Origin of the sequence: Parasedimentitalea denitrificans (genome assembly GCF_011813015.1) — a bacterium.
Classification (GTDB): domain Bacteria; phylum Pseudomonadota; class Alphaproteobacteria; order Rhodobacterales; family Rhodobacteraceae; genus Parasedimentitalea; species Parasedimentitalea denitrificans.
The window spans coordinates 60,228-74,250 of the sequence record NZ_QHLQ01000013.1; the positions used below are offsets into that span (position 1 = coordinate 60,228).

15 protein-coding genes are annotated in these 14,023 nt (G+C 59.3%); 10 read left to right on the top strand and 5 right to left on the bottom strand.

Features of this window, described 5'->3' with window-relative positions; all coding sequences use genetic code 11:
- The first annotated feature begins 89 nt into the window (after positions 1-89).
- The 9 genes from DL239_RS13615 to rpe all read left to right on the top strand — a co-directional run bounded on the left by DL239_RS13615 (position 90) and on the right by rpe (position 7,652).
- A complete protein-coding gene (locus tag DL239_RS13615) occupies positions 90-1,310 on the top strand; it encodes a glycosyltransferase family protein (RefSeq protein ID WP_240931864.1) in 1,221 nt (406 codons plus the stop codon).
- Complete coding sequence (locus DL239_RS13620; protein WP_167684653.1) at positions 1,307-2,551, top strand: glycosyltransferase family 4 protein; 1,245 nt, start codon at positions 1,307-1,309, stop codon at positions 2,549-2,551. The genes DL239_RS13615 and DL239_RS13620 overlap by 4 nt, the downstream gene beginning before the upstream one ends.
- Positions 2,548-3,636, top strand: a complete 1,089-nt coding sequence (locus DL239_RS13625) for a glycosyltransferase family 4 protein (RefSeq protein WP_167684654.1) — start codon at positions 2,548-2,550, stop codon at positions 3,634-3,636. Before DL239_RS13620 ends, DL239_RS13625 begins: the two co-directional genes overlap by 4 nt.
- Positions 3,633-4,223: a histidine phosphatase family protein gene (locus DL239_RS13630; protein ID WP_167684655.1), complete on the top strand. Its 591-nt coding sequence runs from the start codon at positions 3,633-3,635 to the stop codon at positions 4,221-4,223. Before DL239_RS13625 ends, DL239_RS13630 begins: the two co-directional genes overlap by 4 nt.
- Entirely contained in the window at positions 4,220-5,356 is a 1,137-nt protein-coding gene (locus DL239_RS13635; RefSeq protein ID WP_167684656.1) for a glycosyltransferase family protein, read from the top strand. The genes DL239_RS13630 and DL239_RS13635 overlap by 4 nt, the downstream gene beginning before the upstream one ends.
- Positions 5,353-6,114, top strand: coding sequence for a polysaccharide deacetylase family protein (locus DL239_RS13640; RefSeq protein WP_167684657.1), 762 nt, complete (start codon positions 5,353-5,355; stop codon positions 6,112-6,114). The genes DL239_RS13635 and DL239_RS13640 overlap by 4 nt, the downstream gene beginning before the upstream one ends.
- Positions 6,111-6,590, top strand: a complete 480-nt coding sequence (locus DL239_RS13645; RefSeq protein ID WP_167684658.1) for a class I SAM-dependent methyltransferase — start codon at positions 6,111-6,113, stop codon at positions 6,588-6,590. The genes DL239_RS13640 and DL239_RS13645 overlap by 4 nt, the downstream gene beginning before the upstream one ends.
- A 93-nt stretch (positions 6,591-6,683) precedes the next feature.
- A complete protein-coding gene (locus tag DL239_RS13650; protein ID WP_167684659.1) occupies positions 6,684-6,860 on the top strand; it encodes a hypothetical protein in 177 nt (58 codons plus the stop codon).
- Between the two features lie 99 nt (positions 6,861-6,959).
- On the top strand, positions 6,960-7,652 hold the full coding sequence (rpe, locus tag DL239_RS13655) for a ribulose-phosphate 3-epimerase (RefSeq protein WP_167684660.1): 693 nt from the start codon (positions 6,960-6,962) through the stop codon (positions 7,650-7,652).
- An 89-nt stretch (positions 7,653-7,741) separates the two neighbouring features.
- Here rpe and DL239_RS13660 read toward each other — a convergent pair whose 3' ends face one another.
- Positions 7,742-8,215: a hypothetical protein gene (locus DL239_RS13660; RefSeq protein WP_167684661.1), complete on the bottom strand. Its 474-nt coding sequence runs from the start codon at positions 8,213-8,215 to the stop codon at positions 7,742-7,744.
- Positions 8,216-8,356: 141 nt separating this feature from the next.
- Here DL239_RS13660 and DL239_RS13665 point away from each other — a divergent pair, with 141 nt between their 5' ends.
- Positions 8,357-8,701 carry a YnfA family protein gene (locus DL239_RS13665; RefSeq protein ID WP_167684662.1) on the top strand — a complete coding sequence of 115 codons (345 nt, stop codon included), beginning with the start codon at positions 8,357-8,359 and terminating at the stop codon, positions 8,699-8,701.
- A gap of 3 nt (positions 8,702-8,704) precedes the next feature.
- Here DL239_RS13665 and DL239_RS13670 read toward each other — a convergent pair whose 3' ends face one another.
- The 4 genes from DL239_RS13670 to DL239_RS13685 form a co-directional block, all read right to left on the bottom strand.
- A complete protein-coding gene (locus DL239_RS13670; protein WP_167684663.1) occupies positions 8,705-9,142 on the bottom strand; it encodes a PaaI family thioesterase in 438 nt (145 codons plus the stop codon).
- 160 nt (positions 9,143-9,302) lie between these two features.
- Complete coding sequence (locus DL239_RS13675; RefSeq protein WP_167684664.1) at positions 9,303-10,475, bottom strand: acetyl-CoA C-acyltransferase; 1,173 nt, start codon at positions 10,473-10,475, stop codon at positions 9,303-9,305.
- A gap of 1 nt (position 10,476) precedes the next feature.
- On the bottom strand, positions 10,477-12,573 hold the full coding sequence (locus DL239_RS13680; protein ID WP_167684665.1) for a 3-hydroxyacyl-CoA dehydrogenase NAD-binding domain-containing protein: 2,097 nt from the start codon (positions 12,571-12,573) through the stop codon (positions 10,477-10,479).
- Positions 12,574-12,727: 154 nt separating this feature from the next.
- Positions 12,728-13,933: an NAD(P)/FAD-dependent oxidoreductase gene (locus tag DL239_RS13685; protein WP_167684666.1), complete on the bottom strand. Its 1,206-nt coding sequence runs from the start codon at positions 13,931-13,933 to the stop codon at positions 12,728-12,730.
- Between the last annotated feature and the right edge of the window lie 90 nt (positions 13,934-14,023).

Below are 14,023 nucleotides of genomic sequence, written 5' to 3' on the forward strand. Positions count from 1 at the left end.
CGCCCATTGCAAACGTTCAGATTGAACTCTTCTCTTGCTGCACCTACCGCAGCTCTCCACTTTCTCGCCCCCTTCGTTCAGGCCTAACCATGACAGTCCAAACCACTTCCAACACGGACAATGCCCGCCGCGCACCGCGCGTGATGCTCTATAGTCACGACACATTTGGCCTTGGCCATCTGCGGCGCTCGCGTGCATTGGCTGGCGCCATCACCGCAGCCGACCCTTCCGCCTCGGCCCTGATCCTGACCGGATCACCCGTTGCCGGGCGTTTTGCATTTCCTGAACGCGTGGACCATGTTCGCCTGCCCGGCGTCACCAAGCTCTCTGATGGGTCCTACGCCTCGCGCACAATGGGGATGAGCATTGATGAAACGACAAGCCTACGATCGGGCCTGATCCGCTCTACCGCCGAGCAATACGATCCAGATGTTCTGATCGTCGACAAAGAGCCCACCGGCTTTCGCGGCGAACTGCTGCCAACACTGGACATGCTGAAATCCAGTGGCCGGGCAAAACTGGTACTGGGCCTGCGTGACGTGCTCGACGAACCGAAAGTGCTAGCAGCCGAATGGGAGCGCAAAGGCGCCATCCCAGCTACAGAAGGCTTTTATGATGAGCTATGGGTCTATGGTCAGCGCGACATCTATGACCCAACCGCCGGGCTTGATCTAAGCCCAGAGGTTCAGGCCCGCACCCACTGGACCGGCTATCTGCGCCGCGATCTGGGAACGATCGGTGAGGCCCCGGAACAGCCCTATGTTCTGATCACCCCCGGTGGAGGAGGCGACGGCGCAGCCATGGTTGATCTTGTGTTGTCAGCCTATGAACGCGATCCAGATCTGAACCCGCGTGCTATTCTAGTCTATGGCCCATTTCTGTCCGGCGATACCCGCGCAGCCTTTGAGGCCCGCGTTGAACAGCTGAATGGCCGGGTCACGGCAGTTGGTTTTGAATCCCAAATCGAAACCCTGTTTGCCGGTGCTCAGGGCGTTGTCTGCATGGGCGGCTACAATACGTTCTGCGAGGTCCTGTCCTTTGACAAACGCGCCGTGATCGTGCCCCGTACCACACCGCGTCTGGAACAATGGATCCGCGCTAGCCGGGCCGAGCAACTGGGCCTGATCGCGATGCTGGATGAAAACCGCGATGGCATGACAGCCGAAACCATGATTCGCGCCATCCGCTCTTTGGAGCAGCAGAAACCACCTTCGGCCGCCTTTACTCCGGGCCTGCTCGACGGCCTCGACTACGTTACCGACCGTGTGAACAAGCTGCTATCTGGTGCAGCACGTGAGGCCGCTGAATGATCAATACATCGCCGCCGCTGGCGGTTCTGGTCAAAGGCTGGCCACGGCTGTCCGAGACATTCATCGCGCAGGAATTGGTTGCGCTCGAAGCGGCAGGCCATGCGTTTGAGATCTGGTCGCTGCGCCACCCCACAGACGTCAAACGGCACCCCCTGCACGAACAACTTCAGGCATCGGTGAAATACCTGCCCGAATACCTGTATCAGGAACCACAGCGCGTTTGGGATGCCCGCAGCATCGCCCAGTCCTTGCCCGGCTATGCCGAGGCCTACCGGATCTGGCGCGCTGATCTGAAACGCGACCCCAGCCACAACCGCATCCGCCGGTTTGGTCAGGCCTGTGTTCTGGCCGCCGAAATGCCTGACGCGGTGCTGGGGCTTTACGCTCACTTCCTGCATACGCCGTCATCCGTGGCACGTTACGCCGCAATCATGCGCGGACTACCGTGGAGCTTTTCCGCCCACGCCAAAGACATCTGGACCTCGCCCGACTGGGAGATTTCCGAAAAACTGTCCAGCGCCCACCACGGCGCGGCCTTTGGCGCGACCTGCACCGGCTTTGGCGCCAAGCACCTACAAGAAATGTCCGATGACCCTAGCCGCGTTGATCTGATCTACCACGGTCTGGACCTGACCCGCTTTCCCGCTGCCCCTGATCGGGTCTGGCGTAAGGCCACTGACCCGCTGCACCTGATGTCTGTTGGCCGATTGGTCGAGAAAAAGGGTTTTGACAACCTGATTGCAGCCCTGACACTGCTGCCTGCTGATCTTGACTGGCACTGGACCCAAATCGGCGGTGGCAAACTACAAGACAAGCTGACTGCCATGGCCGAAGAGGCCGGAATAAACCACCGGATCACTTGGTGCGGAGCCTGTGATCAGCCCGAAGTCATCGCTGCCATGCGCGCCGCTGATCTGTTTGTCCTGCCCAGCCGCATTGCCGCCGACGGTGATCGTGACGGCTTGCCCAATGTGCTAATGGAGGCCGCCTCGCAGCGTCTGCCAATCCTGTCCACCGCAGTTTCAGCGATCCCTGAGTTCATCACCAGCGGCACCCACGGCCTGCTGGCCGACGATGCGCCGCAGTCCTTGGCTCAGGCCATCGCGCAAATGGCCAACAATCCGGACCAGACTGCCGACATGGCCGAGGCCGCACTCGCGCGTTTGAAGTCCGACTTTGGCATGCCTCCCGGTATCGCACGCCTGTCACAACGCCTGACCGCGATGCTGGCGGGCAAATGACACAGGGCCAAGGCAAAAGAGTTGCCTTTTATGCGCCAATGAAGTCGCCACATCACCCGGTGCCATCGGGTGATCGTGAAATGGCCCGCAACTTGATCAATGTAATCGGCGCAAATGGCGCACAGGTCGATCTGGTGTCTGAACTAAGGATCTACGACAAACACGGCGACAGTGATGTGCAGCAAGACCTGCGCAGCCAAGCCGAGGCCGAGGCCACACGCCTGATCCGCGACATGCCCCCGGCAGATCTCTGGGTGACCTACCACAACTACTACAAAGCGCCCGACCTGATTGGCCCCACAGTGGCCCGCGCACGCGACATTCCCTATGTCCAGATCGAATCCACCCGCGCCACCAGTCGCCTGACCGGTCCATGGGCCAGCTTTGCCCAGTCCGCTCACTACGCCTGCGATGCGGCCGATGCGGTTTTCTACCTGACCGAATATGATCTAGAGACCCTGAAACGCGACCGATATGGCGATCAGCAACTGGTCCACCTTCCGCCCTTTCTGCCCACCGACACACTGCCCCCTGCATCGACATTGAATGGTCCGATGCTGGCCACCGGCATGATGCGAGAGGGCGACAAACTGGCCTCTTACAGCCTCATCGCACAGACCCTAGCCCACCTGTCAGGCGACTGGCAGTTACACATAGCCGGCGACGGCCCTGCCAGATCACAGGTCGAGACGCTGATGGCCCCTTATGGGGATCGCGTCACCTTGCTTGGTCAACTCGACCGCGCGGATCTGGCGCAGGCCTATGCCCAAGCCAGCCTGTTCTTTTGGCCCGGCGTGAACGAAGCCTTTGGCATGGTCTATCTTGAGGCGCAAAGCCACGGGTTGCCCGTAGTGGCCCAGGACCGTCCTGGCCTGCGTGATGTTCTGGCGCCCGGATCCTATCCAACACCCGAAGCAGGCCCACAGGCGATGGCAGATCAGATCTCGCAACTGCTTGGCGATCGTGATCTAAGTGTCAAACGCGGCGCCGAGGCCCGCACCTTTATTGCCGCCACCCATCTGGCCCCCGCTGCCACCCAACGGTTTTGGTCCGCCGTGCCCCCCTTACTGGAGAAGCCCCAATGATCCGTCTTGCCTTGCTGCGCCATGGACATACGCACTGGAACCGCGCGGGCCGTATTCAGGGCCGCAGCGATATTCCACTCGACGATGGAGCCCGCGCTGACCTGTCGGGTTTCACCCTGCCCGCGCCCTGGGATCAGGCTGACCTATGGTCCAGCCCGCTGAAACGTGCGGTTGAGACGGCCGAAATTGTCTCAGGGCGCGAGCCCAAGACTGCCCCCGAACTGACCGAGATGTTCTGGGGAGACTGGGAGGGCAAACATGGGCTGGATCTAAAGGCCGACCCAAACAGCGGCTTTCGCGATATTGAAAACTGGGGTTGGGATTTCCAACCACCCGGCGGCGAGACGCCAGCACAGGTTTGGGCCCGAATTGAACCCTGGGTGAATACCCTGCAACGCGACACCCTAGCGGTCTGTCACATCGGTATCATGCGTATGATCCTTGCACGTGCCTATGGCTGGGGTTTTGACGGCCCTGCCCCCTTCCGCATCAAACGCAACCGGCTGTTTGTAGTGGAAATTGACGGCGACAGCCTGACCCCGATTGCCGAGCCAGTGCGCCTGTCCAAGCGCGCAGATGCTGTATGAAAGTCCTGATTGCAGTCACTCACCTGTTGGGCACCGGCCACCTTAGCCGCGCCCTGACCCTGGGCCGCGCCTTTGCTGCGGCAGGTCATCAGGTCTGTGTTGCATCAGGTGGCTTTGCCGCGCCGCAGCTGAACGCGGATGGGGTTGATCTGCTACAACTGCCGCCCCTGCGTTCTGACGGTGTTGATTTCACCCGACTGCTAACCGCATCAGGTGAGGTCGCTGACGCGGCCTACTACAGTAAGCGACAAGACGCCCTGTGCATCGCGCTGGCTGATATGCAGCCGGACATCCTGATCACCGAACTCTACCCCTTTGGCCGCCGAAGCCTGGCAGAGGAGTTCAAGGCACTGTTGTCTGCCGCCCATGCGATGCCGCGCCGCCCTGTCGTTCTGGCCTCGATCCGCGATATCCTGGCGCCACCATCCAAACCGAAAAAGGCCGTTCAGGCCGATGCAGTGATTGCCGAATACTACGACGCGGTTCTGGTGCACTCTGACCCATCTGCTACCCAGCTAGAGATCAGCTGGCCGGTGTCTGCGATGCTAGGGGAAAAGCTACAATACACCGGCTATGTGGCCCCACCCGCACCAACCGAGCATCCACAACGCGCAGGAAATGGCGAGGTTCTGGTCAGTGCCGGTGGCGGCAGCGTGGGCGATGCGCTGTTTGAAACCGCCTGTCTTGCTGTCGCGCAGATGCCGGATACCCGGTGGCGACTGCTGGTTGGCGGCAGTGATGCGGCCCAACGGATCGAACGGTTGCAGGCCATCGGATCGCCTGCGGTGATCGAACCTGCCAGGCCCGATTTCCGCCAGATGCTGCCTCTGGCTGCCGCCTCGGTCAGCATGTGCGGCTACAACACCGCGCTAGACCTGCTACAATGCGGCACCCCGGCGGTACTAATCCCGTTTGATGCGGGCAAAGAGGTTGAGCAGGGATTGCGCGCGCAAAGCCTGAAACCGATGCCCGGTTTCGAGGTTGTCACCAGCGCCGACCTGACGCCAGATAGCCTGTGCCAAGCGATCCAAGACGCAATATCAGCACCACGCCGCGACACTGCCAACCTGCATTTTGACGGGGCAAACCAAGCGGTAAAGATCGCGATTGAACTGGCGGAGCAACGGGCATGAACGCTGACTGGACAGGTTTGGATCAGGAATTGCAAAGCTGGCAGGATCAGGGGCTCACCCTACCCCTGTGGTGGCGCGACGATGATGCCATTGAACCCACGCCACACCTAGATCATCTGACCGAGCTATCGGAGAAACTAGACCTTCCCGTACATTTGGCGGTCATCCCCCGCGATGCGACACAGGCCTTGGCCAATCACCTCGCGACCTCGTCACAACTTATCCCTGTCGTGCACGGCTGGGCTCATCAGAACCACGCACCACAGGGTGAAAAGAAAGCTGAATTCGGCGCCCATCGCCCAGTAGAACAGGCAGTGGCTGATGCTGGTCGCGGTCTGGAGACACTGCGCGCTTTGCTAGGCGAGGACGTGACCCCTATGTTTGTTCCCCCATGGAACCGGATTAGCGATGATGTGGTTCAGGAACTGGCAGGAATGGGATACACGAGCCTGTCGACATTCAAGCCGCGCACCGCCGCCGAAGCGGCCCCCGGTTTGCAACAGATCAACACCCACCTTGACCCGATCCACTGGAAGGGCAGCCGTTCGCTAGTGCCGCCCCAACAGCTGGTAGATCAAGTCACCCAACAATTGATTTCCCGCCGTAACGGACTGGCCGACAACATCGAACCCTATGGCATTCTGACCCATCATCTTGTCCATGACAGCGCAATATGGGACTTCACCGAAGCTCTGCTAGGCCGTTTGCTGACTGGCCCTGCCACCATCTGGACACACCCACAAAGGACCGCACCATGAGCCGATTGGATTCCATGCTCCGCCGCTTTACCGCCCAACGTGATGGGCTGAACTGGGCCGCGGACCAGATCGCATCGCTATCGGGTGACGCATTGGACATGGGGCTGGGTAATGGCCGCACCTATGACCACCTGCGCGAAATCCTGCCAAACCGCCGTGTCTGGGTGATCGACCGGATCCTGCAATGCCACCCGTCCTGTGTTCCGCCCGAGGCAGATTTCCTGCAAGGCGAGGCCGAGCCGATGATCAACCGGCTGGTGGAACAGGGCCACGAAATTGTGCTGGCCCACTATGACTTTGGCTTTGGTGTGAAAGAAAAAGACGTGGCCGAAGCTGCCCGCCTATCGCCCATCATCGCCTCGGTCATGGTCCCCGGAGGCATTATCGTATCGGGACAACCGCTGGTCGGATTTGAGGAACTGGACAGCCCCAAGGGCATCGCACCGGGACGTTATATGTTTTACCGAGCAGCCTAAGGCCTACTCCACTCGGTTCTGGTCCTCTGAACAATCATGGCTATAGTGCTTTGAAATTTGCACAGCCAAGGGATTGTTTGGGGGGATTGATTTATGTTCATGGAATATGTGTACGCCGGGCTGGCGCTGCTATTTGCCTGCGCTGTAGTTGCCGCAATTCTGTATGGGATGTTTTCCAACCCGACTAAGCCCAAAAAGCTCAGATCGCGCAGCACCTTTACCCACGGGATTGACGACGTGTCGATCTCTGGCGATGGCACCAACGACTGATCGAGTCAGTTTTCGCACCCCAGCTCCCATAGCCTCTATCGCGATGCGGAAAGAGCGGTTATATGCCCCTCAAACCCCAATGCTAAAGGAAGCTGCCCGATGTCCTTTGACCGCAAGATCAAAATTGCCCCCTCTATCCTAGCCGCCGACTTTGCCAATTTTGGCGCCGAGTGTGAGGCCATCGAAGCCCAGGGCGCCGACTGGGTGCATGTCGATGTGATGGACGGGCATTTTGTGCCAAACATCACCTTTGGCCCCGCCACCTGCGCTGCGATCCGCCCGCATATCAAGGGCGTGATGGACGTGCATCTGATGATCGCACCAGTTGATCCGTATATCGAAGGTTTTGCCAAGGCGGGCGCCGATGTGATCACCGCCCATGCCGAGGCCGGACCGCACACCCACCGCACCCTGCAGGCCATCCGTAACGCTGGTGTTAAAGCCGGGCTGGCGCTGAATCCCGGCACCCCAGTATCCGAAGTTGAGTATCACCTCGACATGGTCGACCTGATTTGCGTGATGACTGTGAACCCCGGCTTTGGCGGGCAAAAGTTCATTCATAGCCAGATCGAAAAGGTCAAACAGCTGCGTGCGCTGATCGGTGATCGCCCGATCCATATCGAGATTGATGGCGGTGTTGATCCCGTCACTGCCCCACTGGTGGCCAAGGCTGGTGCAGATGTACTGGTCGCAGGTTCAGCGGTCTTCAAAGGCGGCTCGGTCAGCAACCCAGCCCCGTACGGCGAAAACATCCGCAATATCCGTGCTGCGGCTGAAGGCGTCTGGGCCTGATTAAAAGCGGGTTTTGCCAGCGGCAAAACCCGCTGCCTCTGGCGGAGGTATTTAAAACAAGAAGAAGCGCGGGGCGTTCACGGCCTCGCTCAACTACTCCACCTGACCAGCCAGTGTTCCAGCGCGGCTTCGCAGTCTTTGCGGGTTAGCGGTGTCGCCGCTGTTTTCACAGACTTTGCCGTCCCACCCTGACCGTCGGACAGCCAGTCAGTTTCCGGCAGCTCAGCCACGTCGCCACGATGTCGGCGCACTGTGTCTATGCTCACCACATCTATGCCACTGGCGTCGCAATCGAGCAGCAGGTTCTGGTGGTCGGCAAATACAACCCCGGTCAAGTCGCGCACCTGCACATGGGTGCCAAATAGCTTGGCCTCAACATGAATACAGGCATCGATCTTGCTGCTGTAGAAATCAAATATGCGAAACAGCCGGTAGTCGCGGCTTTTCTGGTGTTTTTCGACATACTCCTGCGCCAGCTCGGTGCAGATGGCGGCGCGATCGACCCCGTCAGCCACAGCGCTGGTGGCGGAAAAGCTGATCAAAAGTGCAAATAGCCAACGCATATTTATCCCTCACGTAACCAATATGCTGATCTTTGCGTGGAATGGGTGTGGTGTCTACCTTGGGAAAAGGGTCTGATGACGGAAACCCGGTTGTGGGCAAATTCCAGCCCCTGACACATAAGACAATTGCGAAGAGAGAACATGACCACACTCGTTTGGACAACTGGGGTATATGTACTGGCCGCTCTTGCAGAGATCGCGGGATGTTTCGCCTTTTGGACCTGGCTGCGTGCCAATGGAAGCATCCTCTGGCTGATCCCCGGTCTTGCCTCACTTGTACTCTTTGCGTTTCTGCTCACCCGCGCCGATGTGGCTTTTGCAGGCCGAGCCTACGCTGCCTATGGCGGAATTTACATTGGCGCTTCGCTTGTCTGGCTTTGGGTGATCGAAGGACAGGTGCCGACGCGTTGGGACATAGTAGGCGCGGTCGTTTGTGCAATTGGCATGGGCATCATCCTTGCTGGTTCGATTGCCGAAAGCCAGTGACTCTTAGTCGACTGCTCGCCGAGTAGCCTTACGCACCCGCTTAAACACCCCCGTTGCGGTCGCCAGCAACACACCAGTCTCGTCGCGCAGCTCTCCATTCACATAGGCGATACTGCGTCCCCCACCCGTGGCCTGAGCCGTGGCGGTCACGCGCCCGGATTTTGCGGCGGCGATATAAGTAGTGTTGAGCGAAACAGTCACCAGACTGGGATGCGTTTCCCGGTCGAAAAAGCTCGCAGCAGTATTACCGCAGGCCACGTCCAGCAATGTTGCAACGATGCCGCCGTGCAGCACCCCCAGCCCGTTCAGGTGGCTTGGATTTAGGTCCAACGAGACCTCACACGACCCATCCCGCGTATCCACTAGGGTGCGATAGCCCACCAGTTGCTGGCAGCCGGGGTTGTTGATCTCAAGGATGTGGACAGGGTGCTTTGCGGTCACGGTAATGCTCCGGGCGGGAAATGCGTTAACAAAACCTATAGAAACGATAGCTCTGACTTGCCACAAAGAGTTTCGTAAGAATTTGTGCCAGCCCGGCCGCCAGGCCCGGCAGCGCCCAATCGGCCTTCGATGGGCCGGGCGGGCGCTCCCCCTTGGCGGATCAGTAGATCTCGAACAACCCAGCCGCGCCCATGCCGCCGCCGATGCACATGGTGACAACACCAAGCTTGGCGCCGCGCCGCTTGCCTTCGCGCAGGATGTGGCCGGTCATGCGGGCACCGGTCATGCCAAAGGGATGGCCGATGGCGATGGAGCCGCCGTTGACGTTGCATTTTTCGTCATCGATGCCCAGCTTGTCGCGGCAATAGATCGCCTGGCTGGCAAAGGCCTCGTTCAGCTCCCAGATGTCGATGTCATCGACCTTGAGCCCGTGGCGCTCCAGCAGACGTGGCACCGCAAAGACCGGGCCGATGCCCATCTCATCAGGTTCGCAGCCCGCAACACAGAACCCTTTGAAGGCCCCCATGGCCTCTAGCCCCTGCTGTTCAGCCTGTTTGCTGTCCATCAGAACCAGCGCGGCGGCCCCGTCCGACAGTTGCGAGGCATTACCGGCAGTGACATAGCCACCTTCGCGCACGGGGTTCAGACCGCGCAGGCCTTCGATCACGGTGTTAGGACGATTGCAATCGTCGCGGTCCACGGTTGCCTCGTGCATCGAGATCTCGCCAGTCTCTTTATCCTTCACCGCCATCGTGGTCTGCATTGGCACGATTTCGTCCTTGAACAGACCGGCCTCTTGCGCCGCAGCAATCCGCTGTTGGCTGCGCAGGCCGTATTCGTCCTGCTGCTCGCGGGTGATGCCGTAGCGTTCCGCGACGATATCAGCGGTTTCGATCATCTGCATGTAGATCGCAGGCTTGTGTTCGGCGATCCAAGGATCCTGAGGTGAGCGCAGCTTGGGCTGCACCATCGAGATGCTTTCGACCCCACCGGCAACCATCGGGCCTGCGCCCTCGGCTGTGATGGCATTGGCGGCAAGGGCGACGGTTTGCAGACCAGACGAACAGAACCGGTTCACGGTCAGACCCGATGCCGAAATCGGCAAGCCCCCGCGCAGGGCAATTTGACGGGCAATGTTGTTGCCAGTTTCGCCCTCAGGAAAGCCACAGCCAATGGCGCAGTCTTCGATCATGGCGGGGTCCAGTCCGGACCGTTCCACCGCAGCCTGAACCGCATGGCCACCCATACTGGCACCGTGTGTAATGTTGAACGCACCGCGAAACGATTTGGCCAGGCCAGTACGGGCGGTTGAGACGATAACTGCTTGTTTCATATCAATTGCTTCCCTTGTTCAAATCATCGAAACTGCGGCCCTCGGCCACCAGCTGTTCCAGCAGCGGTGCGGGTTGCCAGAAGTAATCATCTTCCTGAGCATAGGTTTTGATGTCGGCCAGAATGCCGTCCAATCCCTGAATATCGGCCCATTTCAGCGGCCCACCGTGATAACGTGGGAAGCCATATCCAAACAGCAGGGTCATATCGACGTCCAATGGACGGCGGGCAATGCCTTCGCCCACCACCTTGGCAGCCTCGTTCACCATAGCGCACATGTAACGGCGAGTGATTTCCTCGTCCGTGAATTCACGCGGGGTAATGCCCAGCTCAGCCCGGTTGGCCTCGATCAGTGCGGCCACTTCCGGGTTCGGCGTGCCGCCACGTTTACCAGCCTCGTAGACGTAATAGCCCTTGCCGGTTTTCTGGCCGAAATGTCCTGCTTCACACAGCTTGTCGGCATAGACGCTGTCGCGGGCGCGTGGGTCCATGCCTGCCGCGCGTTTACGTTTGCGCGAGGCCCAGCCGATATCAAGACCTGCCAGATCAGACACCGCATAGGGCCCCATGGCAAAGCCGAATTTGGTCATCGCAGCGTCGATCTGATAAGGGCTGGCCCCATCCAGGATCATTTGATCCGCGCAGCTGCGATAGGTGGCTAGAATGCGGTTGCCGATAAAGCCATCACAGACCCCGGCCCGCACAGTGATCTTGTTCAGCATCTTGCCCAGTGCAAAGCCGGTGGCGACCACATCAATGGCAGTCTTATCTGCCACCACGACCTCTAGCAGTTTCATGATATGGGCAGGCGAGAAGAAGTGCAGACCAATCACGTCCTCAGGGCGTGAGGTGCAGGCGGCGATTTCGTTCACATCCAGATAGGAGGTATTGCTGGCCAGAATTGCACCCGGTTTGCAGACGGCGTCCAGCTGAGTAAACACAGTCTTTTTGACTGACATGTCCTCGAACACCGCTTCGATCACCAGATCGGCCTCGGCCAGTGCGGCATAGTCTGTCGCCAGAACCAGGGACTGCTGGGTTAGGATGTCGAATTGATCCTGAGAGATCTTGCCACGCTTCAGCGCCCCTTGCAGGTTGCCTTCGATCCGGCCTTTGGCTGCTGCGGCGGCCTCGTCCGTCATCTCTAGCATGGTGACCTTTAGTCCAGACAGCAGCGCCGCAGTGGCGATGCCTGCCCCCATGGTGCCGCCGCCAATCACGCCGATCTGCGCCAGCGTGCGTGGGGTAACACCTTTCAACTCGGGCAGTTTGGAAACCGCACGTTCCGAGAAGAAGGCATGAACCATACCCTGCCGCTGGTCCGAGTTCATCAGCTCCATGAACAGCTCGCGCTCACGCTTTAGACCGGCCTCAAAATTGTCAGCTTCACAGGCGGCCTGCACAGAACGAAGCGCGGTTGCAGGGGAAATCTGACCGCGTCCTTTCTTTAGCACTGCGTCATAGCGGGTATCGAAATCAATCATCTCGGGGGCTGGCATGTCACAGACCGCACGACGTGCGGCACCAGCGTCCAGCAGTTCCTGCGCATAGGCCAGACCGATCTCGCGCGGTTCGCCCTCGGTCACTCGGTCAATGATACCTTTATCCAAGGCTTCGGGTGCCTTGATCGGACGACCAGAGGTGATCATGTCCAGCGCGGCCTCAGTTCCTGCAACGCGGGGCAAACGCTGGGTGCCGCCAGCGCCGGGCAGAATACCCAGGTTCACCTCGGGCAGGCCCATTTTGGCGCTGGGAACCGCGATGCGGTAATGCGAGCAAAGAGCAATCTCTAGCCCACCGCCCAATGCAGTGCCGTGCATGGCAGACACCACGATCAACGGCGAGGCTTCGATCCGGCTGCCAAGATCCGGCAACCCAGGGTCCAACATCGGCTTGCCAAATTCGCGAATGTCGGCGCCAGCAAAATAAGTGCGACCATCGCCATAGATCAGAACTGCCTTGGCTCCATCTGCCTCGGCGCGTTCAATCCCTGACAGCAGGCCCTTGCGCACATCGACACCCAAAGCATTCACCGGCGGGTTCTGCGCCGTCAGAACTGCAATATCTCCGACCCGCTCATATCTGATGGCATCGCTCATTTGTTTTCCCCTTATCAGTAGGGGCGCAACATTGTTGCGCCCCGGTGTTGTCCTTAACTAGCCATGGATGACCCATCGGGCCAAGCCCCTTGGCCGGACGTTGGGGGGCGAACCCTACGTCACTTGCAAATTACCTGCCCTAGCGTCAGCCTGATCAGATGACGGCCTGCTCTAGCAATGGACGCCCTGCCGGAATCCGATCAAAGGCAAACGGCGACAGGTCCAGTGTCTCATACCGGCCCGACACAATCCACTCGGCCAGTCCGCGCCCCATCGCTGGCGCCTGCTGCAACCCATGCCCCGAAAAACCGTTGATCAGCATAAAGTTCTCGACCTCGGGATGCGGCCCGATAATCGCGTTCTGGTCCAGCGTATTATAAGCATAATGCCCAACCCAGCTTTGCATAAGCTTCAAGGCATCGAACTGTGGAATGCGTTCCGCAATGGCGAGCCAGACCTTTTCTTCCCACAGGGAATGGTCGGCAATGAAATCATCCGGTGCAACCGCCGGGTCCTCATGCGGAGGGCAACCGGCCATGTAGTATTTGCCGTCGCTGCGCACATGCACACCGGATGGATCAACAGTCAGCGGCAAGTCCACGTCCAGCGGACGGGCTGCCTCAAACACATAGGTATAGCGTTTGCGAGGCTCAACTGGCAGCGAAACCCCAGCCATTTGTGCAACCAGCCCAGCCCGTGGACCAGCCGCATTCACCACATGCCCAGCACCAATCTGGGTGCCATCTGCCAGCGTCACGCCAGTGACACGGCCCGCAGAGGTGGAAATGCCTGTCACCTCATTTCGGATATATTCCACACCAGCAGCGCGTGCCTTGCGCCGCCACCAGTCGAACATGCAGCCACCGTCAAAATAACCCTCGTCCACCGGGTTGTGGCTGCCGACGCGAATACCATCGAGGTTATAGAACGGGAACTTTTCGGCCAGCATTTCAGGTGTCAGGATCTGCGTACCCGCACCCTCGGCTGCCTGCATCTTTTGCGCCGCCCGCAGCACCTGTTCACCCTCGACCGTTGACGCCAGATACAGATAGCCAAAACTCTGCATGTGCAGCTCGGGTACATCGGGGTCACCGCCCATGTACTGGCGGAAGTTCCGTACATAGTCCGCACCGAACTGGCTGACCTGCACGTTAATCGGCTGGGTGAACTGCTGGCGAATGCAGCTGTTGCTATGCGCGGTCGAGCTTTGCTCGTACGCGGGGTCGCGTTCGACCACCAGAACCGACCCATCAAAGCCAGGGTTATTCGCTAAAAACCAAGCCACCGAGGCGCCCATCATGGCGCCACCAATGATCACAACATCATAGGACGGCAGGTTTGGAGTAGTGTCAATTTGCATGGGAGAATCCGAAGTTAGTGTCTTACCCGCAAGCTGTAGCGAAACTACTTAATTTGGCAAGCTTTGTGAAATGTGCACCACATTGCCCCA

Bases quoted from the DNA above. Each gene is read 5' to 3' on its own strand.
- DL239_RS13615 (WP_240931864.1), top strand. From the start codon at position 90: ATGACAGTCCAAACCACTTCCAACACGGACAATGCCCGCCGCGCACCG.
- DL239_RS13620 (WP_167684653.1), top strand. From the start codon at position 1,307: ATGATCAATACATCGCCGCCGCTGGCGGTTCTGGTCAAAGGCTGGCCA.
- DL239_RS13625 (WP_167684654.1), top strand. From the start codon at position 2,548: ATGACACAGGGCCAAGGCAAAAGAGTTGCCTTTTATGCGCCAATGAAG.
- DL239_RS13630 (WP_167684655.1), top strand. From the start codon at position 3,633: ATGATCCGTCTTGCCTTGCTGCGCCATGGACATACGCACTGGAACCGC.
- DL239_RS13635 (WP_167684656.1), top strand. From the start codon at position 4,220: ATGAAAGTCCTGATTGCAGTCACTCACCTGTTGGGCACCGGCCACCTT.
- DL239_RS13640 (WP_167684657.1), top strand. From the start codon at position 5,353: ATGAACGCTGACTGGACAGGTTTGGATCAGGAATTGCAAAGCTGGCAG.
- DL239_RS13645 (WP_167684658.1), top strand. From the start codon at position 6,111: ATGAGCCGATTGGATTCCATGCTCCGCCGCTTTACCGCCCAACGTGAT.
- DL239_RS13650 (WP_167684659.1), top strand. From the start codon at position 6,684: ATGTTCATGGAATATGTGTACGCCGGGCTGGCGCTGCTATTTGCCTGC.
- rpe (WP_167684660.1), top strand. From the start codon at position 6,960: ATGTCCTTTGACCGCAAGATCAAAATTGCCCCCTCTATCCTAGCCGCC.
- DL239_RS13660 (WP_167684661.1), bottom strand. From the start codon at position 8,215: ATGCGTTGGCTATTTGCACTTTTGATCAGCTTTTCCGCCACCAGCGCT.
- DL239_RS13665 (WP_167684662.1), top strand. From the start codon at position 8,357: ATGACCACACTCGTTTGGACAACTGGGGTATATGTACTGGCCGCTCTT.
- DL239_RS13675 (WP_167684664.1), bottom strand. From the start codon at position 10,475: ATGAAACAAGCAGTTATCGTCTCAACCGCCCGTACTGGCCTGGCCAAA.
- DL239_RS13680 (WP_167684665.1), bottom strand. From the start codon at position 12,573: ATGAGCGATGCCATCAGATATGAGCGGGTCGGAGATATTGCAGTTCTG.
- DL239_RS13685 (WP_167684666.1), bottom strand. From the start codon at position 13,933: ATGCAAATTGACACTACTCCAAACCTGCCGTCCTATGATGTTGTGATC.